Below are 26317 nucleotides of genomic sequence, written 5' to 3' on the forward strand. Positions count from 1 at the left end.
GGCTTTTTTTTGTGTGTCCGTTCCCGAGGAATTTCCTGTCACCGGCTCACGTTCCAAAGTCGGTGTGAATGCTGTGCCGTTGTTGGCGCAGACGAACACGAAACTAAACGACGAGGATTTGACGAGAAGTTATGGCCAAGAAGGACGGCGCCATCGAGGTCGAGGGCCGGGTGGTCGAGCCGCTGCCCAATGCGATGTTCCGCATTGAGCTGGAGAACGGTCACAAGGTGCTTGCCCACATCAGCGGCAAGATGCGGCAGCACTACATCCGCATCCTGCCCGAGGACCGGGTGGTGGTGGAGTTGTCTCCCTACGACCTGTCCCGGGGCCGCATCGTGTACCGGTACAAGTAACCAACCAACAGACGAGAACAGGATCGAAAAGCCGTGAAGGTCAACCCCAGCGTGAAGCCGATTTGCGACAAGTGCAGGGTGATCCGTCGGCATGGGCGGGTCATGGTGATCTGCTCCGATCCGCGCCACAAGCAGCGCCAGGGCTAACAGCCGGGCTGAGCAATACCCACAACTGAATGCAGACCTCCCAGTACCACTGAGCGGCTGGCATCTATAGAGATGGACCGCTCACCCACGCCCGGTCGGAGGCCGGGCCCCGACACATCGGGAACGGACTGGGATAAGACCTCCGCCTAGAAAAAGAGGAAACGCCACCTATGGCTCGACTAGTAGGCGTCGATCTGCCGCGTGATAAGCGGATGGAGATCGCGCTGACTTACATCTTCGGTGTCGGCCGCACCCGTTCCAATGAGATTCTGGAAGCAACGGGGATCGACAAGGACCTGCGTACCAGGGACCTCAGCGACGACCAGCTGACCCATCTGCGTGACTACATCGAGGCCAACCTCAAAGTGGAGGGTGACCTGCGCCGCGAGGTGCAGGCAGACATCCGCCGCAAGATCGAGATTGGCTGCTACCAGGGTCTGCGGCACCGTCGCGGCCTGCCGGTGCGTGGCCAGCGGACCAAGACCAACGCGCGTACCCGCAAGGGCCCCAAGCGCACCATCGCCGGCAAGAAGAAGGCCAGGTAACCGACCATGCCACCAGCCAAGAAGGCAGCAGCGTCGGCCCCTAAGAAGGGGCAGAAGACCCGCAAGCGGGAAAAGAAGAACATCCCGCACGGCGCGGCGCACATCAAGAGCACGTTCAACAACACGATCGTGACGATCACCGACCCGCAGGGCAACGTCATCGCGTGGGCGTCGTCGGGCCACGTCGGCTTCAAGGGCTCGCGGAAATCGACTCCGTTCGCCGCGCAGCTGGCTGCCGAGAACGCCGCTCGCAAGGCCCAGGAGCACGGAGTGAAGAAGGTCGACGTGTTCGTGAAGGGCCCGGGTTCGGGCCGCGAGACCGCCATCCGTTCGCTGCAGGCCGCGGGCCTCGAGGTCGGCGCGATCTCCGATGTCACCCCGCAGCCGCACAACGGCTGCCGCCCGCCCAAGCGACGCAGGGTCTAGGAGGAGAATCATGGCTCGTTACACCGGACCCATCACTCGCAAATCGCGCCGGCTGCGCACCGACCTCGTCGGTGGCGACCAGGCATTCGAGAAGCGTCCCTACCCGCCCGGCCAGCACGGCCGCGCGCGGATCAAGGAAAGCGAATACCTGCTGCAGATGCAGGAGAAGCAGAAGGCCCGCTTCACCTATGGCGTGATGGAAAAGCAGTTCCGTCGCTACTACGAAGAGGCCGTTCGCCACGCCGGCAAGACAGGTGAGAACCTGCTGCAGATCCTCGAGAGCCGGCTGGACAACGTCGTGTACCGGGCCGGGCTGGCGCGGACCCGCCGGATGGCCCGCCAGCTGGTCAGCCACGGCCACTTCAGTGTCAACGGAGTGCACGTCAACGTGCCCAGCTACCGGGTGTCGCAGTACGACATCATCGACGTGCGGGACGGATCGCTGAACACCGTGCCGTTCCAGATCGCGCGGGAGACGGCGGGCGACCGTCCGCTCCCGAGTTGGCTGCAGGTGGTGGGGGAGCGTCAGCGCATCCTCATCCACCAGCTGCCCGAGCGGGCACAGATCGACGTACCGCTCACCGAGCAGCTCATCGTCGAGTACTACTCGAAGTAAAGACTTTTCGAGCCACCCGGCTCGGAAAATCTAACGGCATCAAATAGCGGGTGCCGAGAAGGAGAAAAGAAACACCATGCTGATTTCTCAGCGGCCCACACTGGCCGAAGAAATCCTCACCGACAGCCGGTCCCAGTTCGTCATCGAGCCACTGGAGCCCGGATTCGGTTACACCCTTGGCAATTCGCTGCGGCGAACACTGCTGTCGTCGATCCCCGGTGCGGCCGTCACCAGCATTCGCATCGATGGCGTGCTGCACGAGTTCACCACCGTGCCCGGCGTCAAGGAGGATGTCACCGACATCATCCTGAACCTCAAGGGTCTGGTTGTGTCCTCCGAGGAGGACGAGCCGGTCACCATGTACCTGCGCAAGCAGGGCCCGGGTGAGGTCACCGCGGGTGACATCGTGCCGCCGGCCGGCGTCACGGTGCACAACCCCGGCATGCACATCGCGACGCTGAACGACAAGGGCAAACTCGAGGTCGAGCTCGTCGTCGAGCGCGGCCGTGGTTACGTGCCGGCCGTGCAGAACCGTGCCTCCGGTGCCGAAATCGGCCGTATCCCAGTCGATTCCATCTACTCGCCGGTGCTCAAGGTCACGTACAAGGTGGACGCCACCCGTGTCGAGCAGCGCACCGACTTCGACAAGCTGATCCTGGACGTCGAGACCAAGAATTCGATCACCCCCCGCGACGCCCTGGCGTCAGCGGGTAAGACCCTGGTCGAATTGTTCGGTCTGGCACGCGAACTCAACGTCGAGGCCGAGGGCATCGAGATCGGGCCGTCGCCGGCCGAGGCCGACCACATCGACTCGTTCGCGCTGCCGATCGACGACCTGGACCTGACCGTGCGGTCGTACAACTGCCTCAAGCGCGAGGGTGTGCACACCGTCGGCGAGCTGGTGAGCCGTACCGAGTCCGACCTGCTCGACATTCGCAACTTCGGTCAGAAGTCCATCGACGAGGTGAAGGTCAAGCTGCACCAGCTGGGACTGTCGCTGAAGGACAGCCCCCCGAGCTTCGACCCGTCCGAGGTCGCGGGTTACGACGTCGCCACCGGCACCTGGTCCACCGAGGGTGCTTACGACGACCAGGACTACGCCGAAACCGAGCAGCTCTAAAAGAATTCCGTCCCGGTCCTACCTGATACGGGGACCGGCCCCAATTAGGAGATAGTCGCAATGCCCAAGCCCACCAAGGGCCCTCGCCTCGGCGGGTCGTCTTCGCATCAAAAGGCTCTGCTGGCCAACCTGGCCACATCGCTGTTCGAGCACGGTCGCATCAAGACGACCGAGCCGAAGGCACGTGCGTTGCGGCCGTACGCGGAAAAGCTGATCACGCACGCGAAAAAGGGCACGCTGCACAACCGTCGAGAGGTGATGAAGAAGATCCGCGACAAGGACGTGGTGCACGCCCTTTTCGCGGAGATCGGACCCCACTTCGCCGATCGCAACGGCGGCTACACCCGCATCATCAAGGTCGAGGCACGCAAGGGCGACAACGCCCCGATGGCCGTGATCGAGCTGGTGCAGGAAAAGACCGTCACGTCGGAGGCCGACCGCGCGCGTCGGGTGAAGTCTTCGAAGAAGGCTTCGGAAACTGCAGAGGCACCTGTCGCTGCGGCACCGGCCGAAGAGGCTGAGGCCGAAGAGGTCGTGGCCGAGTCCGAAGAGACGACGACGGAGGCAGCTGAGCCTGCCGCCGAGGCCGAAGAGGCCGAGGAGCCCAAGGCTGAAGCCGCCGACGAGGGTGACGAGTCCACCGACAAGTAGCGAAGACGTCCGTCTTAGGCTCGACATTGCCTATGACGGAACCGATTTCGCGGGCTGGGCAACTCAAGCCGGGCAGCGCACTGTCGCCGGCGTTATCGATGACGCGCTGACCACGGTTTTCCGCACGCCGGTACGGCTGTGGGCGGCCGGGCGCACCGACACCGGAGTACATGCCACCGGGCAGGTAGCCCACGTCGATGTGCCCGCCGCCACCTTGCCGAATGCCTACCCGCGTTCACCGCGCGCCGGCGATCCGGAATTCCTGCCGCTGTTGCGTCGCCTGAGCCGCTTTTTGCCCACCGACGTTCGGGTGCTCGGAATTGCGCGCGCCCCATCGGGTTTCGACGCACGATTCTCTGCACTGCGGCGTCATTACGAGTACCGGTTGTCGACAGCGGCTTACGGCGTGCAGCCGCAGCAGGCGCGCTACATCACCGCCTGGCCCCGTGATCTGGACGTGGACGCAATGGGCGTCGCGTCTCAGGATCTGCTGGGGCTGCACGACTTTGCGGCCTTTTGCCGTCATCGCCCGGGCGCCACCACGATTCGCCATCTACAGCGACTCGACTGGACGCGCGAGGGCGATCTGATCACCGCCCACGTCAGCGCTGATGCGTTCTGCTGGCAGATGGTGCGCTCACTGGTCGGGGCGCTGCTGGCCGTCGGTGAGCGTCGGTGTACGCCACAGTGGTGTGGTGAATTGCTGAGCGCGACAAACCGATCCAGCGATTTCGCGGCCGCGCCGGCGCAGGGCCTGACGTTGGTGGGGGTGGATTATCCGCCCGACGACCAGCTCGCATCGCGCATCCTGATCACCCGGGATCTGCGCACCCGCTAGTCTCGGGCGTCCAGCAGGTGCTCGGCGTGCTTGTCGGTGGACAGGCACAGCGAACAGATGTATGCGTCGTGGGCCTGGCAAGCCAGCATGTCGGGGCGTTCGAAGTCGTGATTGCAGACGTGGCAAGTCAATTGATCGGCCGCCGGGTTACCGTGCTCGTCGTACATCGGCAGCTCGATGCCGTCGTGGGTGCGCCGCAGGTAGTAGCGGCCCCGGGTCGCGATCGCTAGGACGGGCGGCATCACCAACGCGACGGCGATGGCCACCAACGGCGAATAGGGCCGCAGCGCCTCACCCAGGCCGCCGAAGAACGCGCTGATGGAGAGCCCCGCGGCCAGCAGCATCGAGCCGAAGCCGACCGGGTTGATCGGGTACAGCATGCCGCGCCGGAACTCCGGCGCCTTCGGTGAGAGCCCCAACAGGTACTTGTTGAAGACGATGTCGGAAGCCACCGCCACCACCCACGCCATGCCGCAGTTCGCATAGAAACCCAGGATCGTGTTCAGGAAGTCAAACATGTTGGCTTCCATCAGGATCAGCGCAATCGTCAGGTTCACGCCGAGGAAGACGACGCGGCCGGGGTAGTGCTTGGTGACGCGGGTGAACGAGTTGGTCCACGCCAGCGAGCCCGAATACGCGTTCGTCACGTTGATTTTGATCTGGCTGAGCACCACCAGGATCACCGCCAGCGTCAGAGCCAGCCAGTCCGGCATGAAGTTACGGTAGATCTCGTCGAATTGGTGCACCGGCTGATTCGCGATCGAAATCGAACCCGCCAAATGAAAGACCAGATAGACGGCCAGGAACAGCCCAACGATCTGCTTGATCGCGCCGAACAGCACCCAGCCGGGGCCGGCCAACAGCACCCACGTCCACCAGCTGCGCGAGTTCTTTCGCGTGCGCGGCGGCATGAACCGTAGGTAGTCGATCTGTTCGGCGATCTGGGCGATCAGGGCCAGGCAGACACCCGCGGCCAGCAACGCCGACCCGGCGTCCACGCCGCCGTGGCCCTGTCTGCCGGTGTAGGAGAAGAATTGGCCTACCGATTCGGGATGGCTGGTGACCAGATAGATGAACGGGGCAACCATCAGCATCAGCCACAGTGGTGTGGTCCAAAGTTGCAGCTGCGAAAGGACTTTCATGCCGTAGATCACCAGCGGGAAGATGACCAGCGTGGAGCAGGCGTAGCCGATCCACAGCGGAACATGCAAACCCAGCCGCAGACCTTGCGCCATGATCGAGCCTTCGAGCGCGAAGAAGATGAACGTGAACGTCGCAAATATCACGTTGGTCACCACGGAGCCGTAATAGCCGAAACCGCTGCCGCGGGTGATCAGATCCAGGTCGATGTTGTAGCGCGCGGCGTAGTAGGCCAGGGGGAGTCCGGTCGCGATGATCACCACCGCGAAGATCCCAATCCCGCACAACGCATTTGAGGTGCCATAGGTGATGCCGAGATTGGCGCCGATCGCGAAGTCGGCCAGATACGCGATGCCGCCCAGCGCCGAGATCCCGACCACCGCCGTAGACCACCGGCGGTAGCTACGCGGAGCGAAGCGCAGTGTGTAGTCTTCGAGCGTTTCCCGGGTGGCCGGCAATGTGTCGCGGTCGGTCGCGGCGGTGGTCGTCACGACAGTATTCTGCGGTCACGCGACCGCCACCGCCACTTGGGGCGTCTTAGAATTGTCTGTGCGCCTGTGGATTACGGCTACAGCTTGCCGGCGGCGAAGGCCGCGGCCTGATCCACCAGCCCGGAGTCGATGTAGGAGGGCTGCAGATGCGAGGCCCATACCGCCTTGCCGGTGCCCGAACAGATCGGGTCGCCGGGCGCGCACTCCTCGATCGTCTTACCGGCGAACGCGGGGCTGAAGCTGGGGACCGGGCCGAGTACGCGCTGAGTGCCGTTGCCGAACAGCGCGACGGCCGCGACGTGTTGATCCATGCCCGGCGGCAGCGGGTTCTTGAACCCGAACGAGGGCTGCGTCACCGCGACCACCAGGTCGGCCGACACGGCGCCGAGCGAATAGCCGCCGAGCACCTCGCGGGTGTTGGGGCAGTGTTTCGCCATGTACTGAACATGAGAGCTCATGTCGATGGCGCCCTTGGCGGGATCGACGTCGGCGGGGTAGTTGACGCCGTAGACGCCGACCGGCAGCTGCGTCTTGGAGCGCAGCGAGTTGGCGAACGCGTCGCCCACCAGCCCGGCGCCGGGCGGTTCCTCACGGCCCCGGGCGAACACCACTTCGGCGCCCGGACACGCCGGCGCGGCCGAGACGACCGGGGCCAAAGTCACGGTCGGGGCAATCATCAACGTCCCGGTGAGCGCAGCGGCACCCGCTACTCCGGCAAACTTGCTACCCATCTGTCCAACCCCATCAGCCGATGGTACGCATTTTCGTCGGGCGCTAGTGAACGGCTGTGACCACTGTGCGACCCCGATGTGACCGGATCTTTGCGTCGCTACATCTTGCCGGCGACGAAATGTGCGGCTTGGTTGGTCAATCCGGGCACGTAGCCGAGGTGGGCTTGCCATGAGTTGCCGTCGGAGCAGATCGGGTCGCCCCGGTTGCACAGGTTGATGATCTTGCCGCCGAAATCCGGGCTCAGCGCGCTCATCAGACCGCCGGCCCGCCCCGACGGGTTCCCGAACAGGGCGACCGCGGCGACGTGATCGGCGGCGTTGGCCGGCAGCGGCTCGTGAAAGCCGAGGGCGGGCAGCGGGGCGGCGGTGACGATGTCCATCACCGCGGCGCCCTGGGAGTAGCCGCCGAGCACCAGCGTGGTGTTGGGGCAGGCGTCGGCCATGTGCTGGATGTGGCCGCTGGCGTCGTTCGCGCCGTCGGTGGCGGCCAGGAAGTCGTCGTTGGCGGGGTAGTTGACCCCGTATGCCCCCACATTTCGGCTGGTCTGCTGGCGCAGGGAGTTGATGAAGGCTCCGCCCACCTTCCCGACGCCGGGCGGTTCGTTGGTGCCCCGGGCAAATATCACCTCGACGTCCGGGCACGATGCGGACGCCCGCGGGATCAGCGGGGCCGCGAACAGCATGGTGGCCGCCGCGAGCAGTGCGATGGCCGCCAAGCTGGGGTATCTTCGCGCCCGCGGTCTTTTTGCGGCAAGGCTCATGCCGCGATGGTACGTGTTACTGACTGTGCGTCAGTGAACTGCAGCAACCACGTCGGTCTGCGGCGAGGTCGGGCCGGGTACCGACGGGGTGGGCATCTGCGGGCCGTATCCCGGGGTCAGCGGGCCAGGAGTCTGCGGGAGGGGGCCGGGCGCTTGCCCGGGAGTCTGCGGGCCGTAGCCGGGGATCTGCGGGCCAGCGCCCGGGACCGACGGCCCGTATCCGGGCACCGATTGGCCGGTGCCGACCAGTTTGGATGCGACGAACGCCGCCGCCTGAGTGGTGTAGACGGGGACGTAGCCCTCGGTGTGCCCACTCCACTCGTTGCCGGGGCCGGAGTGGCAGATCGGGTCGTTGGGGTTGCACAGGTCGATCGCTTTGGAGCCCAGCATCGCGCTCTGGCTGGGCAGCGTCCCGCCGGCGCGGTCGGCCACGTCACCGAAGGTGGCGACGGCGACGATGTTGTTGGCGTACTGCGCCGGGAGCGCACTACCCCAGCTGATGCCGCCGATCGGGACGCCGGCCACGATGTCCATCACCGACGCGCCTTGGGAGTAGCCGCCCAGCACGATCTTGGTGTTCGGGCAGGTTTCCACGCTCTTCTTGACGCGGTCGATGGTGTCGTTGGCGCCGTCGCCGCCGTGCAGCTGCAGCTTGCTGGCGGCATAGTTCACGCCGTAGGGCAGGATGTTCAATCCGCCGGTCTGCTGGCGCAGCGAGTCGACGAAGGCGTCGCCGACGCGGCCCAGGCCGGCCGGCTCATTGGTGCCCCGGGCGAAGATGACCTCGACGTCGGGGCAATCGAAGGCGTGCGCGGTGGGGGGACTCGGCGTGGCGAGCAGGCCCGAGCCCGCGACCAGGGCGGCAGCGCCCAGGCCGAGCCAGCGACCGGCTAACCGCACGCTGCCCGCCCGACGGGTACGAATGCGGTGAAAAATCACGCGGCAATTTTACCCATTTTGAGACCTTCCGAAACGTGTGCGCCTGTGAATAACCGGCGACGGGGGTGCCGATTAGCGGTTTAACGTGGCACAACGATTCGCCGATCTTGGGAGGTCAGTGCCCCACCAACCGACGACTTGGGTGCATGTCAGCGGTTACCGATTCCTGCTGCGTCGCATCGCGCGCGCATTACTGAGCGGGGATACCTGCGCGTCCAGCGAACCCCTTTGGTCGCGAACCGGGCCCCTGAAGGTTGGCTGCGTGCTGGCGGCCATCGGGCTGGCGGGATGTGCGTTTGTTGGGGTGCTGCGGCCCCAGGTACGGCTGGATCACGCTCAGATCGTCGTCGGCAGGGCAACCGGAGCGCTGTATGTGCGAGTCGGCGATATCTGGCACCCGGCGATGAATCTGGCCTCGGCGCGGTTGATCGCGGCGACTGATGCCAATCCGCAGCCAGTGTCCGAGTCAGAACTGAGCCACACCAAACGCGGTCCGCTGCTGGGTATTCCGGGCGCACCGCAGCTTCTCGGCCCGCTGCTGTCGGGCGACGAAGCGGCCTGGACGATCTGTGATACTGACGGCGGAGCGGCCACGACCGTCGTCGTCGGGTCGACTCGGGGGTCGTCGGCCCGTCGTCTAGGCCGCGATCAAGCCCTCCTGGTCACATCCGGTACGGGTCCGCCGGCCTACCTTCTCTACAACGGGCTGCGCGCCGTGGTGGACCTTGCGGACACCGCCGTGCTGCGTGCCCTACGACTGGAGGGTCGCGCGCCGACCGTCGTCTCCCAGTCATTGCTGAACGCGGTTCCGGAGGCGCCGCCGATCACGGCTCCACGGATTCGCGGCGCGGGCGGCAAGGCGGCTGGACTTCCCGCCTTTCCGGTCGGCAGTGTGCTGCGCGTCACACGCGCAGATGGTGACGAGTATTACGCCGTCCTGAGCACCGGGGTGCAGCGGGTGGGCCAGGTAGCCGCGGATCTAATGCGTTTCAGTGACTCAAGGGGCGTCGCCAACGTCATCGCGGTGGCGCCAGACGTGCTCCGGGGCGCGCAGATCTCGAACACGCTGCCGGTGCAGACGTTTCCCGAGCGCGCTCCCGGGGATGGCAGTTCGAACGGCACTACTACCACCGTGTGCGCGAGTTCGGCGCCCACGGCGTCCGGCCCGGCCGGAGTCGCGTTCGTTGTCGGGAGTGGTCTGCCGCTGCGGGCCGACCAGACGCCGGTTGCTCTATCGCAAGCCGACGGTCGCGGTCCTGCACTCGACGGCGTCTACGTGCCGCCCGGCCACGGCGCCTACGTGCGGGGGAATAGCGGGGCCGGCGCGCGCTATCTCGTCACTGACACCGGTGTGCGGTTCGCGATTCACGACAACGACTCCGCACATGACCTCGGTCTGCGGACGGAAGCAGTACCGGTGCCATGGCCGATGCTCGCGCTGTTGCCATCCGGACCGGAACTCAGCAGGGCGAATGCGTCAGTTGCCCGCGACGTTGTCCCTTGACTTCCGTAGCTGCCGCTTGGCTGCACCGGCGACTAGCGCGCACATCAGGACGACCAGACACAGGGCTGCGCCGCGCAATGCGGTGTCGCGCGCACCAGAACTCGTGGGCGTGCGGGACGGCGGTGCGCCGATCGGCACATGTGCCGGCGGTGGTTTGGCGATGTTGCCGGGAGCACTCGAGTCGGTGCTTACCGCCGCTAGGGCATCGACTGTGCCGTTGCCGACCAACGAATTCCATCCCGCGGGTGGGTGATGGGCAGTCGACTCGATGCGCTGCATCACCTGCCGCGCCGTCAGCGCCGGAAACCGGGCCCGGATCAGGGCGGCGAGCCCGCTGACGACTGGCGCGGCGTAACTGGTGCCGGACAACGAGGTAGAACTCAGTGACATCACCGCCTCGCCGGTCGCCGCGACGTCGACCCACGGGCCGGCCAGAGTGAACGCCGACGGTGCCCCTTGGGCGTTTACCGAGCCGACGGTCAGCACGTAGTCGTCATACCAGGCCGGACTGACCGCGACCGAGATGGTCTGCCAAGTCGCATCCGGGCGCTGCGGCGGGCATTGCCCGCCGCCACCGGTATTTCCGGCCGCCGCAACGACAACGGCATTCTTGACGTCCACCGCGTAGGCCAGCGCGGCGCCTAGCGCCCGGTCGTCGAGCGCTGAGGTAGCCAAAACGCAGGCCACCGACGAAATATTGATGACCGACGCGCCCAGGTCCGCGGCGGTGCGGACCGCTCTCGCCATGGTGTCGACATCACCGATCCCCGGCCTTGACGGGTCGGTTGCGGGTGCAAATTTCCCGCTGGACTGGCGGATGCTGATCAACGTGACATCGGGCGCCACACCGCTGAAGGTATCGGCTTTGGAATCGGCTGCGGCGGCGATGATTCCGGCGACCAATGTCCCGTGCCCGTCGCAATCCTGGGTGCCGTCGCCGGTGAACACATAGTCGCCTCCCGCCACTACATCGGGCAGCCGGCGGTTTCGCGAAACACCGGTGTCGATGATCGCGACCCGTTGGCCCGCGCCGCGGGTGAGCTGCCAGATGCGCGGAAGGTCGAAAGCTGCGAGCTGGTTGCGGCCGGGGCCCGGGTCTCCTGTCACCATCGTGCAGACCTCACGTTGCGCCGTCGGCCCCGGAGGTGCCGGCAACGCCGGCTTGGGCAGCAACCTATCGTCGATCTCTGGCGGCGAAACCGCTTGTGCCCAGGGAGTTCCGAATTGTGACAGCACAGTCAGCGCCAATACCGCGACCAGCCGCACCACACGCGAAGTGCTCAACTCCATGTCGGATGCAGACCGCGAGCGGTGTCATAGAAGCCGCATATCCAAAAAGTCAACGGAACCATCGCGATCAGGACCAAACACTCCAACAGCTCGGCACTTTTTCGCGCGATGGGTGAGAAAGATATGCCAGGAGTCACGAACCCCAAGTAGACGGCTGTAGCGACCAATAGCGTGGTCGCTGCAGCAATCCACGGGCCGTGCTCTGGGGCTCTGATCGCGGCGAAGCCGACCGTTGTTCCGATAGTCATCACCGCGCCGATGAAGCACACCAACGTTCCTTTTCTATCAACCGCATTGGCGCGCAGCAGCAGTAGCACGCCAGTGGCCGCCGAAAAGGTACTGCAACCAGACCGCGGTATGCCCACCGATACGGTGACGATCGCTCCGACGGCTCCCGAGGACGAGAATGCGGCCAGCAGAATCGACAGCCAGGCATCCGCGCGGAGCGCTTTGGCGGTGAGGTCTTCGACAGCGTTATCGCAGTTGGACTTTGGTGACAATCCGGCCAGGACGACGGCAGCGGGTGCAGCTACGCCCAGCAGGCCAAGCGAAACCACCGCCGATACCGCGCCGATCACATACGGCGGGACGCCGGTGAGCACGCCTCCGAACGCGGCGACGGCGACGACCGCCGCGAAGCATGACACTGCAGTCAATGTGATTTCCCCACAGCCTGATACGCGCATCGTCAGCGTCGCCGTGACCGCCGCCGAGCTAGCAGCCAGAAGCACGTTAGGCAGACCCGGGGCGCCCGGCACCGCCAGAAATCCCGCGGTCGCGGCGAACGCCGTGCTAGTCAGGCCCAGCGTGAGCCCCGCCATCGCGTCACGATATGCGCGCTGCGCCAGCGCCGACATCATCGCGGCGGCAAATGCGACACTTACCGCGATTCCTGCGGTCGCGCCACGGTGTCCTTCCGCACCGGCTATGAAAGTGTTTCGAATGAGGGCGAGGCTCCCGATGCCGGCAAGGTAGCCCGCCGCCAGCGAGGCACTAAGCCGCATTACCCGGCGAATCTGGGATGGACTCGAGGTCCGCTCATTCAGGGTCTGTGACACGGCTTGGGCTACATCGTCGTGACGAAAATCCGGTGGCGGTGCTGCGGACCTGCTCACCACGAGGACATCACCGTCACGGATACCGTTTTGTACCAAAGTCATTGATGAATCCAATGCGGCAGCGCCGGGGATCGATAGCTGGTAGGAAACCCCGGTCAGATCGCTGACGCCGTGGGCTTTGAGGATGTCGACGATCGGTGGGAGCAACGCCGCGACAGGCATCCCGCAAGGCAGAGCCAAGTCGGCGACGGCAGTGCCGGCGTGCACGGACACGCGGCGTAACCCCTGATCGGATACGGACAACGTCACCCTCTTCAGATTCGGATGAGCGGGACGCTAACGCGATTTCAATCCATCTGTATTCGCCTGTCCACAGGTGAGTTGCGGACGATTACGTCGCCGTTTAGCGTCGTCGCACGCTGGGAGGGCCCGGGATGACTCAGAGGTTCGTGCCTGCCGCGCGGCAGCTGCCATTGCAAGTCGCGACCGCAGACATCATCGTTGCCGCGCCGCCTCAGCTGCCGGGTTCCCCTCCAAATCTGTTGGTGCGCATGCTGCCAGTTGGCATGTCGATCGCGACCTTGGGGGCCACGGCGGTGATCTTCCTGTCCGGCTCGGCCGTGACCCGCAACCCCGCATTTTTAGTGTTCCCGATGATGATGCTGGTTTCGATGGTGCTGACCGCGATCACCCAAGGTGGCCGCCGGCGCAGCGGCGAGATCAGCGCCGACCGAGTCGACTACCTGGGCTACCTGGGTCGCCTGCGTGTGCTGGTTACTGAAACCGCTGTGGCACAGCGTGCATCACTTGACTGGACGCACCCCGATCCCGCTGCCCTGTGGACATTGATAGGCGGCCCGCGGATGTGGGAGCGACGAACGACCGACGCCGACTTCTGTCGGGTTCGTATCGGGGTCGGCAGTCAGGAACTTTCGACCCGGCTGGTGGGACCCGAAATCTGCACCGAGGAGCGTTCGGATCCAGTCACCGTCGCGGCTGCGCATCGGTTTATCCACACACACGCGACGATCGCGGATGTGCCAATTGCGATTGATCTCAGTGCAACGCTATCCGTGACAGTCAATGGCGATGCTGCCGAGGTCCGCGGACTGTTGCGCGCCATGATTTGCCAGCTGGCCGTGCTACACCCTCCGGATCAATTGCTGATCGTCGGCGTGATCGAGAGCCAGAATCGGGCACACTGGGATTGGTTGAAGTGGTTGCCGCACAATCAACATCCGGCTGCCAGCGACTCGTTAGGGTCCGCCCGCATGGTGTATCACAGCGCGGGGGAGGCGCAGACCGCGCTGGCCGGTGGCGGACTGCCGCCGCGGGTGGTGGTGGTATGCGACCTACCGGGGCGCGTCGACTTTGATAGCGTCGGCGCGCTCACGGTGCTCGAGTCCGTCCCGTGCCGCAGCGGCTCCCCGATGACGATCACGCACGGCGACACGGTTCGCGAGTTGGCGCACCCCGACAAGATGGATCCGCTGGACGCCCAGATATGCGCACGCCGGCTTGCCGGTTACCGGGCCGGCGCGGCGTCTGAATCCGATGGCGGTAAAGGCTGGCTGGGCCTAGTCGGACTCGGTGCTGCCCATTCTAGCCCAATCACGTTGTGGCGCAGTCAAGACCGTCGCGATCGACTTTGTGCGCCGATTGGGCACACGGTCGACGGAATGCCTCTCGAGCTGGATATCAAGGAGGCCGCCGAAAATGGCATGGGGCCACACGGGCTTTGTGTGGGCGCAACCGGGTCGGGCAAGTCGGAGCTGCTGCGCACCGTTGCACTTGGCATGATGGCGCGAAACTCCCCGGAAGTACTGAACCTACTCCTCATTGACTTCAAAGGCGGGGCAACATTTCTCGATTTGACGCACGCGCCGCATGTCTGCGCGGTCATCACCAATCTCTCGGACGAAGCGCCGCTGGTAGCGCGGATGCGAGACGCACTGGCCGGTGAGATGAACCGTCGGCAACAGTTGTTGCGGACGGCGCGCTGCGCCAGCGTGGCCGCATACGAGCAAGCTCGCACGGCCGGCACGCAATTGACCGCCTTGCCAGCGTTGTTCATCATCGTCGACGAGTTTTCCGAACTGCTCAGCCAGCATCCCGATTTCGCAGACATGTTCGTCGCGATCGGTCGACTGGGCAGATCACTGGGCATGCATCTATTGCTCGCTAGCCAGCGGCTCGACGAGGGCCGGCTGCGCGGGCTGGAAGCACACCTGTCTTATCGGATGAGCTTGAAGACTTTGTCCGCGAGCGAATCGCGAATCGTGCTGGGAACGCCCGACGCCTACGAGCTGCCGAACACGCCCGGGGCGGGCCTGCTGCGTTCCGGTAGCGGCGAGTTGATTCGGTTCCAAACCGCGTTCGTGTCGGGACCGCTTGAGGCAGAAAGAGCGGCTCCTGCCGGCGTACCAGCACACCACAACACGCCGGCAGCGGTGCGGATGTTCACCGCCCAGGCCGTCGGACCGATCACGCGCGCCGACGAGCCGGATGGGTTGGCCGCCCCGACGATTCTGCGGACCGTGCTGGACCGCCTGTCCGGACACGGGCCGCCCGCGCACCGCGTCTGGCTGCCCCCGCTGGGCCTGGCCCCACCACTGCAGAGTCTGTTGCGCGATGCGGTACCGGCTCCTCTGGCGGTACCGATCGGCATTGTTGATCGCCCGTTCGAGCAGTGCCGGACACCGTTGGTGGTCGACGTATCCGGCGCTGCAGGCAATGTCGCGATCGTGGGTGCACCTCAAACGGGCAAGTCGACAGCGCTGCGGACGTTGATCACCGCGTTGGCTGCCGCTCATGATCCGGATCGGGTGCAGATCTACTGTCTGGACTTCGGTGGCGGAACGCTGGCGTCGCTACGCGAATTGCCGCACGTGGGTGCGGTCGCGGGCCGGGCCGAGCCGCAGCTCGTCGGCCGCATGATCACCGAGATCGAGTCCATCGTGCACTCCCGGGAGGCCCTCGGTTGCGAACTGCGCGACGGAAGCCAGATCGGTGACGTCTTTCTGGTCATCGACGGCTGGGCGAGCCTGCGCCACGAGTTCGGAGAGGTTGAGGAAGTGATTGCTGCCATTGCGGCCCAAGGGCTTTCGTTCGGAGTGCACGTGGTGCTTTCGGCTTCGCGCTGGGCAGAGATCAGACCGTCACTAAAGGATCAGATCGGCACCCGCATCGAGTTGCGGTTGGGCGATCCCGCTGATTCAGAGCTTGACCGCAAACGTGCCAACGAGGTCCCCCGCGACCGACCCGGCCGCGGTCTATCCCGCGACGGACTGCAGATGGCCATCTCCCTGCCTATTGACCTAAGCGAGCTGCGATGTCGTGACGATGAGTTAGCCGCCCCGCCGATACTGCTGCTGCCCACGCATATCGACCACCGGGTCGTCGTCGACCAGGCGGGCGGCGAAGGCGAGCCACAAATGCTCCTCGGTCTCGAGGAGCGTCGACTGCATCCGGTCGCAGTCGATTTCGAGCGGAATTCGCATCTGTTGGTTCTCGGCGACAACGAATGTGGGAAGACCACCACGTTGCGCACCTTGTGCCGCGAAATTGTTCGGACGAAGACGGCTGCGCAGGCGCAAATACTGATCGTCGACTATCGGCGCACCCTGCTCGGTGTCGTGGAGTCAGAACATCTCGGCGGCTACGCCATGTCACCGACTGCGCTCAAATCGCTGATGCTGGATCTGCACGATGAGCTGCAACGGCGGATGCCTCCCTCAGACGTGACTCAGGCACAGCTGCTGGCCAGGTCTTGGTGGTCAGGTCCAGACGTTTACCTCGTGGTCGACGACTACGACCTGGTCGCTACGCCGTCAGGAAACCCGCTGCTATCCGTGCTCGAATACTTGCCGTACGCCCGCGATCTGGGTTTGCACCTAGTCGTGGCGCGGCGCAGCGGGGGCGCGGCCCGCGGCCTCTTCGAGCCAGTGCTGGCGAGCCTGCGTGAGATCGGCTGCGTAGGACTGATGATGAGTGCGCGTCCGGATGACGGCTGCCTGGTGGGTTCGGGCCGTCCGGAGCGGTTGCCCGCGGGGCGTGGCGTCTTGGTCAGTCAGGCCGGCGACGAACAGGTAATCCAGGTGGGCTGGAGCCCGGCGCCGTGAACGCGCACCGCACCCTAGTCGCGATAGGCCCGGTGACGATCCGTCGGTTATGTTGCGGTACCGGAAGAGTCGCGGACGACATGTCCGAGGTATTTCGCGCGGCACTAGAGGCAATCGACGATCAAGTGGCGTTGGTGGATGGGCGGCCGGTAGATGTCGATTCGTTGTGGCCCGTTGTGCTGCGGTTGTTGGACTGCGGGAAATCGCACGTGCACAGGGCAATTCAGGTGGTGTACCCGTCGTGGTGGCCGTCGTCGCGGGTCGGCGTAGTTGACGCGGCGGCAGCAACCCTGCCCGGAGATGTTCAGCTGCGCCCGCGGTCGTGGTTGCTCAGGCAGGTAGCCAATGCACAGCCGGAAGTGCCGGTTGTGGAGATCGCTGAGCGGTTGGTGGCGATCTCAATTGACGATGTCGTTGCGGTGCCGCGCGCAGCAGACCAGGACGCTCTTGCCGAGAATATTTCGCGCCTGATCGGCGAAATAGAAAGTGGTACAGCATCGTCCATTCTGATCGATGCCCCCGGCGCGGTTGACGGAGCGCGAGCGCTTGCGCAGTTGATCGCCGGTCGAGTGCGCCGAAATGGTCATTCTGTAGTGGCGATCGATGACGCCGGGCTGTCACGGCTAACGGCCTCGATGCTTGCCAAGCCCAAGGGTGAGGCGCGATTGCCGCCATCCGTTGTCGATGCTTCTCACGTGCGATCACGCGTCCGGATACGTGCTGGGTTGGTAGCCGCTGCCATCGTGCTGGCCGCGACGGGGCCGGCGATGGCCGCGGGCGGTCGGCGTGCCATCCCGCCCCTGGAGGCGGCGCCGACGACATTTCTCGTGGAAGGCCGAGTTGCGCTGACGGTGCCGGCGAATTGGCGGACAGAGCGCGTGGTCGTGGGGCCGGGTTCGGCGCGGGTGCAGGTGAGTTCGCCGTCAGATCCTGAAGTGGCGCTGCACATCACACAGTCGCGGATTCCCGATGAGACGCTCAGCGCCACCGCCGCGCGATTGAAACGTGCGATCGATACCGAACCCGGCGGTGTGTTTGTGGACTTCAATCCGTCCGGAGTAAGCGCCGGCCGGCCCGCGGTGACATATCGCGAAGTTCGCAGCAGTCATCAGGTGCGATGGACGGTCGTGGTTGATGGATCGGTTCGGATCAGCGTCGGATGCCAGAGCCGGCCTGCTGGCGAGGAGGCCGTCCGTGTCCCTTGTGAGCAGGCCGTGCGGTCCGCGCACGCGATCGGATGAGTATCGGGAACGCACCGAAAATCGGACGGAACCGAATGGGGTCGGGCGTGGTCGTACTTGGTATCAGGAAGGAAGGAGAAGGGTGACTACGCTGCACGGTGCGAACACGCTCAGCACCGACTTTGATCTGATGCGTTCGGTCGCAGGCACGACGGACGCCCGCAACGAAGAGATCCGGGCGATGTTGCAGGCATTCATGGGCCGCATGAGCAGTGTGCCGCCGTCGGTGTGGGGTGGGCTTGCCGCTGCCCGATTCAAGGACGTGGTGGATCGCTGGAACGCCGAGTCGTTGCGGCTCTACCACGTGCTGCACCAGATCGCCGAAACGATTCGGCACAACGAGGCCACGCTTCAGGAGGCCGGCCAGAACCATGCACACCACATCGGCGCCGCCGGCGCAGATCTGTGAGAGGACGTTCCTGTGGACCCCGTGCTGTCCTATAACTTCGGCGAAATCGAACATTTGGTGCGCCAGGAGATCCACAACACGTCGGCGCGTCTCAACGCCGCGCTTGATGAGCTGAGGTCTCAGATCGCCCCGTTGCAGCAGCTCTGGACCCGCGAAGCGGCAGCCGCGTACCAGGCCGAACAGCTCAAGTGGCACCAGGCGGCCACCGCGTTGAACGAGATCCTGATCGATTTGGGACACGCGGTCCGCGATGGCGCCGACGAGGTGGCGCGCCGATCGCCGGGCAGCCGGTGTCTGGGCAAGATAGCCGCAACCACGAGCCCCTGTGTGGTCCCGGCGGAAGGAGAGTCGGCGGGACCACACAGTCATTTTGACCTGCGGGGATATGGGTCGGTAAGCTGCTCGGTTGGCGTGCGGTACGCCGGGGACTCGGGTCAATGTCGGTCGCCGAGACCAAACCCCAACCGTGGACGCCTGACCGGCACCCGGCTCGAACCGGGATCCACCCGAGAGAAGAAGGTAAGCGCTGTGCCCACCTACGCGCCAAAGGCGGGTGACACCACGAGGTCGTGGTACGTCATCGACGCCACGGACGTAGTGCTTGGCCGCCTTGCCGTCGCGGCAGCCACCCTGTTGCGCGGTAAGCACAAGCCGACGTTCGCACCCAATGTCGATGGCGGCGATTTCGTCATCGTCATCAACGCCGAAAAGGTCGCCCTGTCCGGCGACAAACTGAAGAACAAGCTGGCCTACAGCCACTCGGGGTATCCCGGCGGTCTGCGTAAGCGCACGATCGGCGTGCTGCTGGAAAAGCACCCCACCCGCGTCGTCGAGAACGCGATCGTCGGCATGCTTCCGCACAACAAGCTCAGCCGTCAGATCCAGAAAAAACTCCACGTCTACGCCGGCCCGCAGCACCCGCATGCCGCCCAACAGCCGGCTCCTTTCGAGATCAAGCAGGTGGCCCAGTGACCGAAACCAACGACGAAACGACCGAAGCGGTCGCCGAAGTGGTCGTCGAGGTGACCACCGAGGAGGCCCCGGCCGAGACCCCGGCTGAGGCCGCTGTCGAGACTGCGGCCGAGCCCGCTGCGGAGGCAGCTGCGGCCCAGCCCAGCGCGCCGGTCGTGCTCGATCGGCCCATCCAGACCGTCGGCCGCCGCAAGGAGGCCGTGGTGCGGGTGCGCCTGGTGCCCGGCACCGGCAAGTTCGACCTCAACGGCCGCAGCTTGGAGGCCTATTTCCCCAACAAGGTGCACCAGCAGCTGATCAAGGCTCCGCTGGTCACCGTCGACCGGGTGGAGACCTTCGACGTCTACGCGCTGCTGCACGGCGGTGGCCCGTCGGGGCAGGCCGGTGCGCTGCGTCTGGGTATCGCCCGGGCGCTGATCCTGGTCCAGCCCGAGGACCGGCCTCCGCTGAAGAAGGCCGGATTCCTTACCCGTGACCCGCGTGCCACCGAGCGCAAGAAGTACGGCCTCAAGAAGGCCCGTAAGGCACCTCAGTACAGCAAGCGCTGATCAGCGATCACTTTCTGGCCGCGACCGCGTATCTTTGTGCGACTTATGTCCGCCGTCTTCGGCGTGTCGTCGCGTAAACGTGCGCGGTTGCGGTCACAAAAGTAAGTGCGCTTTGTGCGCATGACATCACTGTGAGAGGTTTGTGCGATGGGTCGACTATTCGGCACCGACGGTGTGCGTGGGGTCGCGAATCGCGAGTTGACCGCCGAGCTGGCTCTGGCCTTGGGCACCGCCGCGGCGCGGCGCCTGGCCGGGCCGGGAAAGCCGGGGCGACACGTTGCCGTGATTGGCCGCGATCCGCGGGCCAGCGGCGAGATGCTGGAAGCCGCGGTGATCGCCGGCCTGACCAGCCAGGGTGTTGACGCGCTGCGGGTCGGGATCCTGCCCACCCCCGCGGTGGCCTATCTGACCGGCGCTTATGACGCCGACTTCGGCGTGATGATCTCCGCGTCGCACAATCCGATGCCCGATAACGGCATCAAAATCTTCGGGCCCGGCGGCCGCAAGCTGGACGACGACACCGAGGATCAGATCGAACAACTCGTCGCGGCCGGTCCGGGATTGCGTCCCGTCGGCGCCGGGCTCGGTCGCGTTATCGACGCCGAGGACGCCGCCGATCGCTACCTGCGCCACGTCGGCAAGGCCAGCACCCAGCCGCTCGACGGCCTGACCGTGGTCGTCGACTGCGCCCACGGCGCGGCATCGTCGGCCGCACCGCGCGCCTACCGGGCCGCCGGCGCCCGGGTCATCGCGATCAACGCCGAGCCCAACGGCCTCAACATCAACGACGGCTGCGGATCGACGCACCTGGGCCCGCTGCGCTCGGCGGTGCTCGCGAACCGTGCCGACCTGGGCCTCGCGCACGACGGCGACGCCGACCGGTGCCTGGCCATCGACGCCAGCGGCGAGCTCGTCGACGGCGATGCCATCATGGTCGTGCTCGCGCTGGCGATGCAGGAAGCCGGCGACCTGGCTTCCAACACGTTGGTCACCACCGTGATGAGCAACCTCGGGCTGCATCAGGCCATGCGCGAGGCGGGGGTCACGGTCCGCACCACCGGGGTCGGCGACCGCTACGTCTTAGAGGAGCTGCGCTCCGGCGAGTACAGCCTGGGCGGTGAGCAATCCGGCCACATCGTGATGCCCGCGCATGGTTCCACCGGCGACGGCATCGTCACCGGGCTCTGCTTGATGACCCGCATGGTGCAGACCGGCTCATCGCTGGCCGACCTGGCCGCGCCGATGCAGTCGTTCCCACAGGTGCTGATCAACGTCGAGGTCGCCGACAAGGCCACGGCGGCCGCCGCGCCCTCGGTACGCAGCGCGGTCGACGAGGCAGCGGCCGAACTCGGCGATACCGGTCGAATCCTGTTGCGCCCCTCGGGAACTGAGCCGATGATTCGGGTCATGGTGGAAGCGCCCGAAGAAGACATCGCGCAGCGGGTGGCGACTCGCGTCGCCGAAGCGGTCAGCGCTGCGCGCTAATCCATTCAGGCGGGAACCCCGGCGGGGTGTCCGGCGTCGGATTAGGCATGGGAATACCACACGCTTCTTTTGACCGCACCGGAATCGACGTCGCGGCGGTGCATCGGATTGCCGACCAATTGCGGGCCGCCGCCGAACTGATCGACAGCGCTGTCTGTGATCACCTGGCGGCGTTGGCTTTTAGCGGAGCCACGGCCGGGCGGGCTTACACCGCACGCGGCGATGCGTTACGCGCCGAGCTGGAGCGACTGACGGCGCAGTTGTCGCAGTGGTCGCGGGCTTCGGTCGCGATCGCCGTCGCGCTGCGGTCCGGCGCGCAGCGTTATGCCGATGCCGAGCTGTATGCCGCGGCGCGAATCGCCTGAGCTGTGGCTGACCGGCTGGACGTCGCCGAGCGCCTCGCCGAGGGCAGGGTTGCCGTCGAGCACACCCAGGCCTACGTACGGGCTTGCCACACAATGGGATACGAGCATCCGGACCTGACGTCACACCCGAGCCAGATTCGTGACTGGCTCGACAGTGAGGACGGCCTGGACCTTCACGTCCTCGACCGCGACTGCGCGCAACTGCGGGCGGCGGCCGCCGTGGCCTCAGAAGGCCTGCGGATTCAGCATGCCCAGGTTGCCGATCTGACTGCAGCATGGACCGGGATGGGCAGCGACGCCGCCGTCGCGTTCTTGCAACGCCATTGCGATGCCGCGAACCTCGTCGCCACCGAGGTGCGGGCGGCCGCGCAGCGGTGCGAATCGCTACGCGACAACCTGTGGCATCTGCTCGACTCGAAGGTCGGTACCGCCATCGCGATCGACGATCGCAACCAGGCGCAGCGGTCGACGTGGTTGGCCGCCGCGGCGGTGGTGACGGCCGGGGCGGGTGAGCGGTCGACGGCCGATCAGATCGTCCAGGAGCAGATAAAACCTCACGTGGACAATGATATTCGCAACGATTGGTTGGCGGCCATGCGCTCATCGCTCGCCGCGTTCGGGACTGCCTACGACATGGTGAACGACCGGATGGCTACCGCTCCCGTGGCGTACTTCGACATGCCCGGCGACCTCGGACCGGGTTGGCAACCGTCCCGGCCTGGGGCGCCGTCAGTTGCTTGGGCGCCGTCGACGGCTTCGGCGGCGACGCAACCGGCCGCTGCGCTTCCCGGCGTCGCGGCGGGCCCAATGCCCGCGCCGCCGGCTTCCATCCCGGCTGCGCCGTCGACGCCCGGTGCGCCACCGCTGTCCGACTTGGCGTCCGCGCCCGGAGATGCTTCGGCCTTGCCGACGGGAGCCGGCGGCCTGGGCGGACTTGGTGGACTCGGCGGGCTGGCCAGCCAGATTGTCGATGCAATGAGCGGTCTGCTGGGTTCGGTGACCGACGGGTTTGGCGATTCGGCGGGGCTTGACGATCCGGCGGGCAAAGATCCCTTCGGCGAAGACAGCTCCGATGACGATCCGTTTCACCCCGACGACCGCCATCACGGCGCCGACGATGAGCGTGATGCTGCCGACGCTGAAAAGACTGATGAGCCAAAGGAAGCCGTGCAGTCTCAGCCTGTCGGCGCTGCGCCGCCTGCCGACACGCCACCCCTGCCGGTTGACGGTCCGCCGCCCGCCAACGCTGCACCGCCCGCCGACGCAGCTGCCCCGGCGGTCACGCCCGCTCCCGCCGCCGCGCCGGCGCCGGCGGCCGAGGGGTCAACGCCGTGTGAGATTGCCGCAGACCAGGTTCCGCAGGCGGGGCAGTGACGTCTTAGGCGCCGCGCAGCTCGAGTACTTCTTCGACGAAGCGCACGGCCTCTTTCGGGTCGGCCGCCGCGGGGCTCACCAACAGCGTCGTGACGCCCGCCTCGGCGAAGGCGGCGATGCGTTCTTTGATGAAACCGCGTGGGCCGATCAGCGACATCCCGCGCACCAGCTCGTCGGGCACCAGGTCGATGGCCTCACTCTTGCGGCCAGACAGGTACAGCTCTTGGATCTTGTCCGCAACCTCTCCGTAGCCGTAGCGCGTCGCGAGGTTGTGATAGAAATTGCCTCCCTTGGCGCCCATGCCACCGATGTAGAGGCCCAGCTGCGGCTTAACCCAGGCCAGCCGATCCTCGACGTTGTCACCGATCGCCGTCGACGCGTGCACCATGATGTCCAGCGGCCCCAACGCCGGATCCCGTTTGGCGGTCCCGGCGGCCAGCGCTTCGCCCCAGACGGTGCTGGCCTTCTCCGGAAGGTAGAAGACCGGCTGCCAGCCCTCGGCGATCTCGGCGGTGAGCTCGACGTTCTTCGGGCCAAGCGAGGCGATCGTAATCGGAATACGTTCGCGCACAGGGTGATTGATCAGCTGCAGCGGTTTACCCAAACCGGTACCGCGATCCGCGGGTAGTGGCAGCTGGTAGTACTTGCCGTCGTATTGGACCCGCTCCCGGCGCCACACCTTCCGGCAGATCTCCACGACCTCGCGGGTGCGGCCGATCGGGGCGTCGAACTCGACGCCGTGAAACCCCTCCATCACCTGAGGCCCCGACGTTCCGATGCCCAGCCGGAATCGGCCGCCCGACACGAAATCCAGGCCCGCAGCGGTCATCGCCAGCAGCGACGGCGTGCGGATGTAGATGGGAACGACGCCAGTGGCCAATTCGACGGTGTTGGTCTTGGCGGCCAGATAGCCGAGCTGGCTGATGGCGTCGTAGGAATATGCCTCGGCCACCACGGCGATGTCGATCCCGGACTTCTCGAGTTCGACGATGCGGTCGACGGCTTCGTGGAAGCCGCCCGAATAGTCCAGGGCGATACCGATTCGCATGAACGCCACTTAATCACGGCGAGTGTGACGCGTGGCTGTGTGGTGCCCTGTCTGGAGTTCAGGGCCGTATGTAGCGGTTTGCTACACTTGTTACATATTGCTACAGATGGAGGAGGAATGGCTGACAGCGCTGGTCGGGTGACCCGCTTCGCCGCTGACCTGGTCGACAGCGCCGCGGCTGAGGGGGCGCGGCAGAGCCGTTCGGCCAAGCAGCAACTCGACCACTGGGCCCGGGTCGGGCGCTCAGTATCGAGCCAGCACTCCGCTGCACGTCGCCGGGTTGAGGCGGCACTGGCCGGGGACCTGGAACTGGGCGAGCTGAGTATCGAAGAAGGCGTCGTCTTCAACGCCGAAATCTCCGCGGCGATCCAAGAAAACCTCAACGAATCCCACTACGGGGAGCTCTTGGCCAAGCGTGGTGTCACCACTGTGGCCCTTAACCAGGCCGGCGAGATCGTCGAATACCGGCCCGATGGTGAGTCGGTGGTGTTGAGTTCCAAGCCGCGACCCAAACGACGCAAGAAGGTGAACGCCGGGGCCCGATGAACCGGCTCGACCTGGTCGTCGGCCCGAACGGAGCCGGCAAATCGACCTTCGTCGAACTCACCCTCGCTCGGCTGCTACCGAAAAGCGTTTTTGTCAATGCCGACGAGATAGCCAGGCAACGGTGGCCCAGCGACTCGGCCGCGCATTCCTATGAGGCCGCCCGGGTAGCCGCCGACACCAGGGCGAGGCTCATTGAGCTGCACCGATCGTTCATCGCCGAAACGGTGTTCTCCCACCCGTCCAAACTCGAGCTGATCGACAGCGCACACGCGGCGTCCTACACCATCGTTCTGCACGGACTGCTCGTTCCCGAAGAGCTGGCCGTCGAGCGGGTGAAGCACCGAGTCGCGGCGGGCGGGCACCAGGTGCCCGAGGACAAGATTCGTCAGCGGTACCAACGCCTTTGGCCATTGGTCGCCACCGCGATCACCCGGTGCGACTCCGCGACCCTCTATGACAACAGCGCACTCAAAGGACCTCGCATCGTCGCTGAGATGAGCGTTGGCCAGCTTGTCGGCGCGCCTACTTGGCCAGCGTGGACGCCAAGCACTTTGACGTCGCGCTGGCCCGCATAGGCGCGCTACTTCAGCAGCGCGACGATCTTCTCTTCGAGCGCGACGGGTGGCTCCTCGAGATCGACCGGAATCGTCTTGGGCAGTACTACATCTGGATCGGCGAAGTCGCGATACGTTTTGTCGCCGGCCAGCGTAGCGAGCAGATATCCGGTCAGCAGGGCACGAACCGACCGCTGGGTGCGGCGGTCGGAGTTGGGTAACCCGAACACCGATGCCAGTCGCCGGCCCTCGCCCAACCCCCTGGGTTCGGCCTTGCTGACGATGCGCAGCGTGGCCGAAGTCCACGCGCCAGAGAGCGCCAGCGCGTTGGCGTTCAACGTCTTTGAGTCTCCCGGTGCGGCGAGGATCAAGCCGGGCACCTTCAGCGACGTTGCCGGCTGTTCGGCCGGGGGAGCGGTGACGGCCGGGAACACCGCGGCCACCGCCGCCAGTGTGGTCGGCATTCCGGCCGCCGCGAATACGGCGGCCGAGGCCCCGAAACCATGGCCCACCACCCCGAGCTTGGCGGGGTGCACGCTGATGTTGCCCGGCCCAAGGCGTACACCGGCCACGATGTCGAGGGCGGTGCCGAGATCGGAAGCCGCATTGAGCACCGAAGGCGCCAGGCCCCGCTCGGTGTCGGGAGCGCCGGCCACGATGCCCCACGACGCGAGATGCTCAAGCAGACCCGCATAACGGGCCGTGCCGGTGAGCCAATCGTGACCGAAGGCGATGCCGGGAAGGTTCAGCCCCGATTCGGGGGTGTAGACCACGCCTGGCAAACCGGCAAAAGCCAGGTCACCACGCAAAACCCGGTGCGGGCCACGGCGGCTGAGGACGGCGACGAGCTTGCGGGTGCGGGCCACCCGTTGACGTTAGCGGGGATGGGTCCGATGCGTCCATGTGACGCCGTCCGAGTACCGCTGCCGCGGGCCGACCGGCCTGTCGGGGCGTTGGGGTTCCCGGACAAGGCCGGCAGGTCCGGCCTTGCGCCGGCGGGTGAAAAACCGCCTAGAGCGCCCACTCGATGCGGTTTGACCAGGG

27 protein-coding genes and 1 pseudogene are annotated in these 26317 nt (G+C 65.7%); 20 read left to right on the forward strand and 8 right to left on the reverse strand.

Annotation, left to right across the window (positions count from 1 at the left end):
• Positions 1-131: 131 nt before the first annotated feature.
• The 8 genes from infA (at position 132) to truA (ending at position 4696) form a co-directional block, all read left to right on the forward strand.
• Positions 132-353, forward strand: coding sequence for a translation initiation factor IF-1 (gene infA, locus H7K34_RS07915; RefSeq protein WP_003418601.1), 222 nt, complete (start codon positions 132-134; stop codon positions 351-353).
• Positions 354-386: 33 nt separating this feature from the next.
• Positions 387-500, forward strand: a complete 114-nt coding sequence (gene rpmJ / locus H7K34_RS07920; RefSeq protein ID WP_003879483.1) for a 50S ribosomal protein L36 — start codon at positions 387-389, stop codon at positions 498-500.
• A gap of 170 nt (positions 501-670) precedes the next feature.
• A complete protein-coding gene (gene rpsM / locus H7K34_RS07925) occupies positions 671-1045 on the forward strand; it encodes a 30S ribosomal protein S13 (RefSeq protein WP_066818322.1) in 375 nt (124 codons plus the stop codon).
• Between the two features lie 6 nt (positions 1046-1051).
• The gene (rpsK, locus tag H7K34_RS07930) at positions 1052-1471 is read left to right on the forward strand and encodes a 30S ribosomal protein S11 (protein WP_108921092.1); all 420 of its coding nucleotides are present in this window, start codon (positions 1052-1054) and stop codon (positions 1469-1471) included.
• Between the two features lie 10 nt (positions 1472-1481).
• Positions 1482-2087, forward strand: coding sequence for a 30S ribosomal protein S4 (gene rpsD / locus H7K34_RS07935; protein WP_264061324.1), 606 nt, complete (start codon positions 1482-1484; stop codon positions 2085-2087).
• 76 nt (positions 2088-2163) lie between these two features.
• Positions 2164-3207 (forward strand): DNA-directed RNA polymerase subunit alpha, encoded by a 1044-nt coding sequence (locus H7K34_RS07940; RefSeq protein WP_264061325.1) that lies wholly within the window; start codon positions 2164-2166, stop codon positions 3205-3207.
• 60 nt (positions 3208-3267) lie between these two features.
• A complete protein-coding gene (rplQ, locus tag H7K34_RS07945) occupies positions 3268-3858 on the forward strand; it encodes a 50S ribosomal protein L17 (RefSeq protein WP_264061326.1) in 591 nt (196 codons plus the stop codon).
• Positions 3836-4696, forward strand: coding sequence for a tRNA pseudouridine(38-40) synthase TruA (gene truA / locus H7K34_RS07950; protein ID WP_264061327.1), 861 nt, complete (start codon positions 3836-3838; stop codon positions 4694-4696). The genes rplQ and truA overlap by 23 nt, the downstream gene beginning before the upstream one ends.
• Here the strand turns inward: truA and H7K34_RS07955 are convergent.
• The 4 genes from H7K34_RS07955 to H7K34_RS07970 all read right to left on the reverse strand — a co-directional run bounded on the left by H7K34_RS07955 (position 4693) and on the right by H7K34_RS07970 (position 8719).
• Positions 4693-6327: a purine-cytosine permease family protein gene (locus H7K34_RS07955; RefSeq protein ID WP_264061328.1), complete on the reverse strand. Its 1635-nt coding sequence runs from the start codon at positions 6325-6327 to the stop codon at positions 4693-4695. The genes truA and H7K34_RS07955 overlap by 4 nt on opposite strands.
• Before the next feature lie 77 nt (positions 6328-6404).
• Positions 6405-7058, reverse strand: a complete 654-nt coding sequence (locus H7K34_RS07960; RefSeq protein ID WP_372510711.1) for a cutinase family protein — start codon at positions 7056-7058, stop codon at positions 6405-6407.
• A gap of 98 nt (positions 7059-7156) precedes the next feature.
• Positions 7157-7819: a cutinase family protein gene (locus tag H7K34_RS07965; protein WP_264061330.1), complete on the reverse strand. Its 663-nt coding sequence runs from the start codon at positions 7817-7819 to the stop codon at positions 7157-7159.
• 30 nt (positions 7820-7849) lie between these two features.
• Positions 7850-8719, reverse strand: coding sequence for a cutinase family protein (locus H7K34_RS07970; RefSeq protein ID WP_264061570.1), 870 nt, complete (start codon positions 8717-8719; stop codon positions 7850-7852).
• Positions 8720-8876: 157 nt separating this feature from the next.
• On the opposite strand from H7K34_RS07970, the gene eccB reads away from it, so the two are divergent.
• Positions 8877-10262: a type VII secretion protein EccB gene (gene eccB / locus H7K34_RS07975; RefSeq protein WP_264061331.1), complete on the forward strand. Its 1386-nt coding sequence runs from the start codon at positions 8877-8879 to the stop codon at positions 10260-10262.
• On the opposite strand, the gene mycP is transcribed toward eccB, so the two are convergent.
• Both mycP and eccD read right to left on the reverse strand, forming a co-directional pair.
• Complete coding sequence (gene mycP, locus H7K34_RS07980; RefSeq protein WP_457852188.1) at positions 10236-11546, reverse strand: type VII secretion-associated serine protease mycosin; 1311 nt, start codon at positions 11544-11546, stop codon at positions 10236-10238. The two genes, eccB and mycP, sit on opposite strands and share 27 nt — an antisense overlap.
• Complete coding sequence (gene eccD / locus H7K34_RS07985) at positions 11543-12919, reverse strand: type VII secretion integral membrane protein EccD (protein WP_264061333.1); 1377 nt, start codon at positions 12917-12919, stop codon at positions 11543-11545. The genes mycP and eccD overlap by 4 nt, the downstream gene beginning before the upstream one ends.
• A 125-nt stretch (positions 12920-13044) precedes the next feature.
• Here eccD and eccCa point away from each other — a divergent pair, with 125 nt between their 5' ends.
• The 9 genes and pseudogenes from eccCa to H7K34_RS08030 all read left to right on the forward strand — a co-directional run bounded on the left by eccCa (position 13045) and on the right by H7K34_RS08030 (position 23125).
• The gene (gene eccCa, locus H7K34_RS07990) at positions 13045-16731 is read left to right on the forward strand and encodes a type VII secretion protein EccCa (protein WP_264061334.1); all 3687 of its coding nucleotides are present in this window, start codon (positions 13045-13047) and stop codon (positions 16729-16731) included.
• Positions 16728-17972 (forward strand): type VII secretion-associated protein, encoded by a 1245-nt coding sequence (locus H7K34_RS07995; protein ID WP_264061335.1) that lies wholly within the window; start codon positions 16728-16730, stop codon positions 17970-17972. Before eccCa ends, H7K34_RS07995 begins: the two co-directional genes overlap by 4 nt.
• A gap of 91 nt (positions 17973-18063) precedes the next feature.
• The gene (locus H7K34_RS08000) at positions 18064-18381 is read left to right on the forward strand and encodes a WXG100 family type VII secretion target (protein ID WP_264061571.1); all 318 of its coding nucleotides are present in this window, start codon (positions 18064-18066) and stop codon (positions 18379-18381) included.
• Between the two features lie 12 nt (positions 18382-18393).
• Positions 18394-18688: pseudogene (locus tag H7K34_RS08005) on the forward strand (WXG100 family type VII secretion target).
• Positions 18689-18909: 221 nt separating this feature from the next.
• Positions 18910-19353: a 50S ribosomal protein L13 gene (gene rplM / locus H7K34_RS08010; protein ID WP_264061336.1), complete on the forward strand. Its 444-nt coding sequence runs from the start codon at positions 18910-18912 to the stop codon at positions 19351-19353.
• Positions 19354-19403: 50 nt separating this feature from the next.
• Positions 19404-19901 carry a 30S ribosomal protein S9 gene (gene rpsI / locus H7K34_RS08015; protein ID WP_443677702.1) on the forward strand — a complete coding sequence of 166 codons (498 nt, stop codon included), beginning with the start codon at positions 19404-19406 and terminating at the stop codon, positions 19899-19901.
• Between the two features lie 147 nt (positions 19902-20048).
• The gene (glmM, locus tag H7K34_RS08020; RefSeq protein ID WP_264061338.1) at positions 20049-21386 is read left to right on the forward strand and encodes a phosphoglucosamine mutase; all 1338 of its coding nucleotides are present in this window, start codon (positions 20049-20051) and stop codon (positions 21384-21386) included.
• Positions 21387-21433: 47 nt separating this feature from the next.
• The gene (locus tag H7K34_RS08025; RefSeq protein ID WP_264061339.1) at positions 21434-21751 is read left to right on the forward strand and encodes a type VII secretion target; all 318 of its coding nucleotides are present in this window, start codon (positions 21434-21436) and stop codon (positions 21749-21751) included.
• Positions 21752-21754: 3 nt separating this feature from the next.
• Positions 21755-23125 (forward strand): hypothetical protein, encoded by a 1371-nt coding sequence (locus H7K34_RS08030; RefSeq protein ID WP_264061340.1) that lies wholly within the window; start codon positions 21755-21757, stop codon positions 23123-23125.
• A gap of 4 nt (positions 23126-23129) precedes the next feature.
• On the opposite strand, the gene H7K34_RS08035 is transcribed toward H7K34_RS08030, so the two are convergent.
• Positions 23130-24173 (reverse strand): LLM class F420-dependent oxidoreductase, encoded by a 1044-nt coding sequence (locus H7K34_RS08035; protein ID WP_264061341.1) that lies wholly within the window; start codon positions 24171-24173, stop codon positions 23130-23132.
• A gap of 117 nt (positions 24174-24290) precedes the next feature.
• On the opposite strand from H7K34_RS08035, the gene H7K34_RS08040 reads away from it, so the two are divergent.
• Positions 24291-24719 (forward strand): ParD-like family protein, encoded by a 429-nt coding sequence (locus H7K34_RS08040; protein ID WP_264061342.1) that lies wholly within the window; start codon positions 24291-24293, stop codon positions 24717-24719.
• A complete protein-coding gene (locus tag H7K34_RS08045) occupies positions 24716-25294 on the forward strand; it encodes a zeta toxin family protein (protein ID WP_264061343.1) in 579 nt (192 codons plus the stop codon). The genes H7K34_RS08040 and H7K34_RS08045 overlap by 4 nt, the downstream gene beginning before the upstream one ends.
• Positions 25295-25299: 5 nt before the next feature.
• Here H7K34_RS08045 and H7K34_RS08050 read toward each other — a convergent pair whose 3' ends face one another.
• Positions 25300-26139, reverse strand: a complete 840-nt coding sequence (locus H7K34_RS08050; RefSeq protein ID WP_264061344.1) for a dienelactone hydrolase family protein — start codon at positions 26137-26139, stop codon at positions 25300-25302.
• Between the last annotated feature and the right edge of the window lie 178 nt (positions 26140-26317).

This window comes from Mycobacterium montefiorense, assembly GCF_025823255.1.
Classification (GTDB): domain Bacteria; phylum Actinomycetota; class Actinomycetes; order Mycobacteriales; family Mycobacteriaceae; genus Mycobacterium; species Mycobacterium montefiorense.

Coding starts and splice junctions, on each gene's coding strand:
- rpsM (WP_066818322.1), top strand. CDS start 671: ATGGCTCGACTAGTAGGCGTCGATCTGCCGCGTGATAAGCGGATGGAG.
- rplQ (WP_264061326.1), top strand. CDS start 3,268: ATGCCCAAGCCCACCAAGGGCCCTCGCCTCGGCGGGTCGTCTTCGCAT.
- H7K34_RS07965 (WP_264061330.1), bottom strand. CDS start 7,819: ATGAGCCTTGCCGCAAAAAGACCGCGGGCGCGAAGATACCCCAGCTTG.
- rpsK (WP_108921092.1), top strand. CDS start 1,052: ATGCCACCAGCCAAGAAGGCAGCAGCGTCGGCCCCTAAGAAGGGGCAG.
- rpsD (WP_264061324.1), top strand. CDS start 1,482: ATGGCTCGTTACACCGGACCCATCACTCGCAAATCGCGCCGGCTGCGC.
- H7K34_RS08025 (WP_264061339.1), top strand. CDS start 21,434: ATGGGAATACCACACGCTTCTTTTGACCGCACCGGAATCGACGTCGCG.
- eccCa (WP_264061334.1), top strand. CDS start 13,045: ATGACTCAGAGGTTCGTGCCTGCCGCGCGGCAGCTGCCATTGCAAGTC.
- H7K34_RS08035 (WP_264061341.1), bottom strand. CDS start 24,173: ATGCGAATCGGTATCGCCCTGGACTATTCGGGCGGCTTCCACGAAGCC.
- glmM (WP_264061338.1), top strand. CDS start 20,049: ATGGGTCGACTATTCGGCACCGACGGTGTGCGTGGGGTCGCGAATCGC.
- H7K34_RS07940 (WP_264061325.1), top strand. CDS start 2,164: ATGCTGATTTCTCAGCGGCCCACACTGGCCGAAGAAATCCTCACCGAC.
- infA (WP_003418601.1), top strand. CDS start 132: ATGGCCAAGAAGGACGGCGCCATCGAGGTCGAGGGCCGGGTGGTCGAG.
- H7K34_RS08045 (WP_264061343.1), top strand. CDS start 24,716: ATGAACCGGCTCGACCTGGTCGTCGGCCCGAACGGAGCCGGCAAATCG.
- H7K34_RS08040 (WP_264061342.1), top strand. CDS start 24,291: ATGGCTGACAGCGCTGGTCGGGTGACCCGCTTCGCCGCTGACCTGGTC.
- H7K34_RS07960 (WP_372510711.1), bottom strand. CDS start 7,058: ATGGGTAGCAAGTTTGCCGGAGTAGCGGGTGCCGCTGCGCTCACCGGG.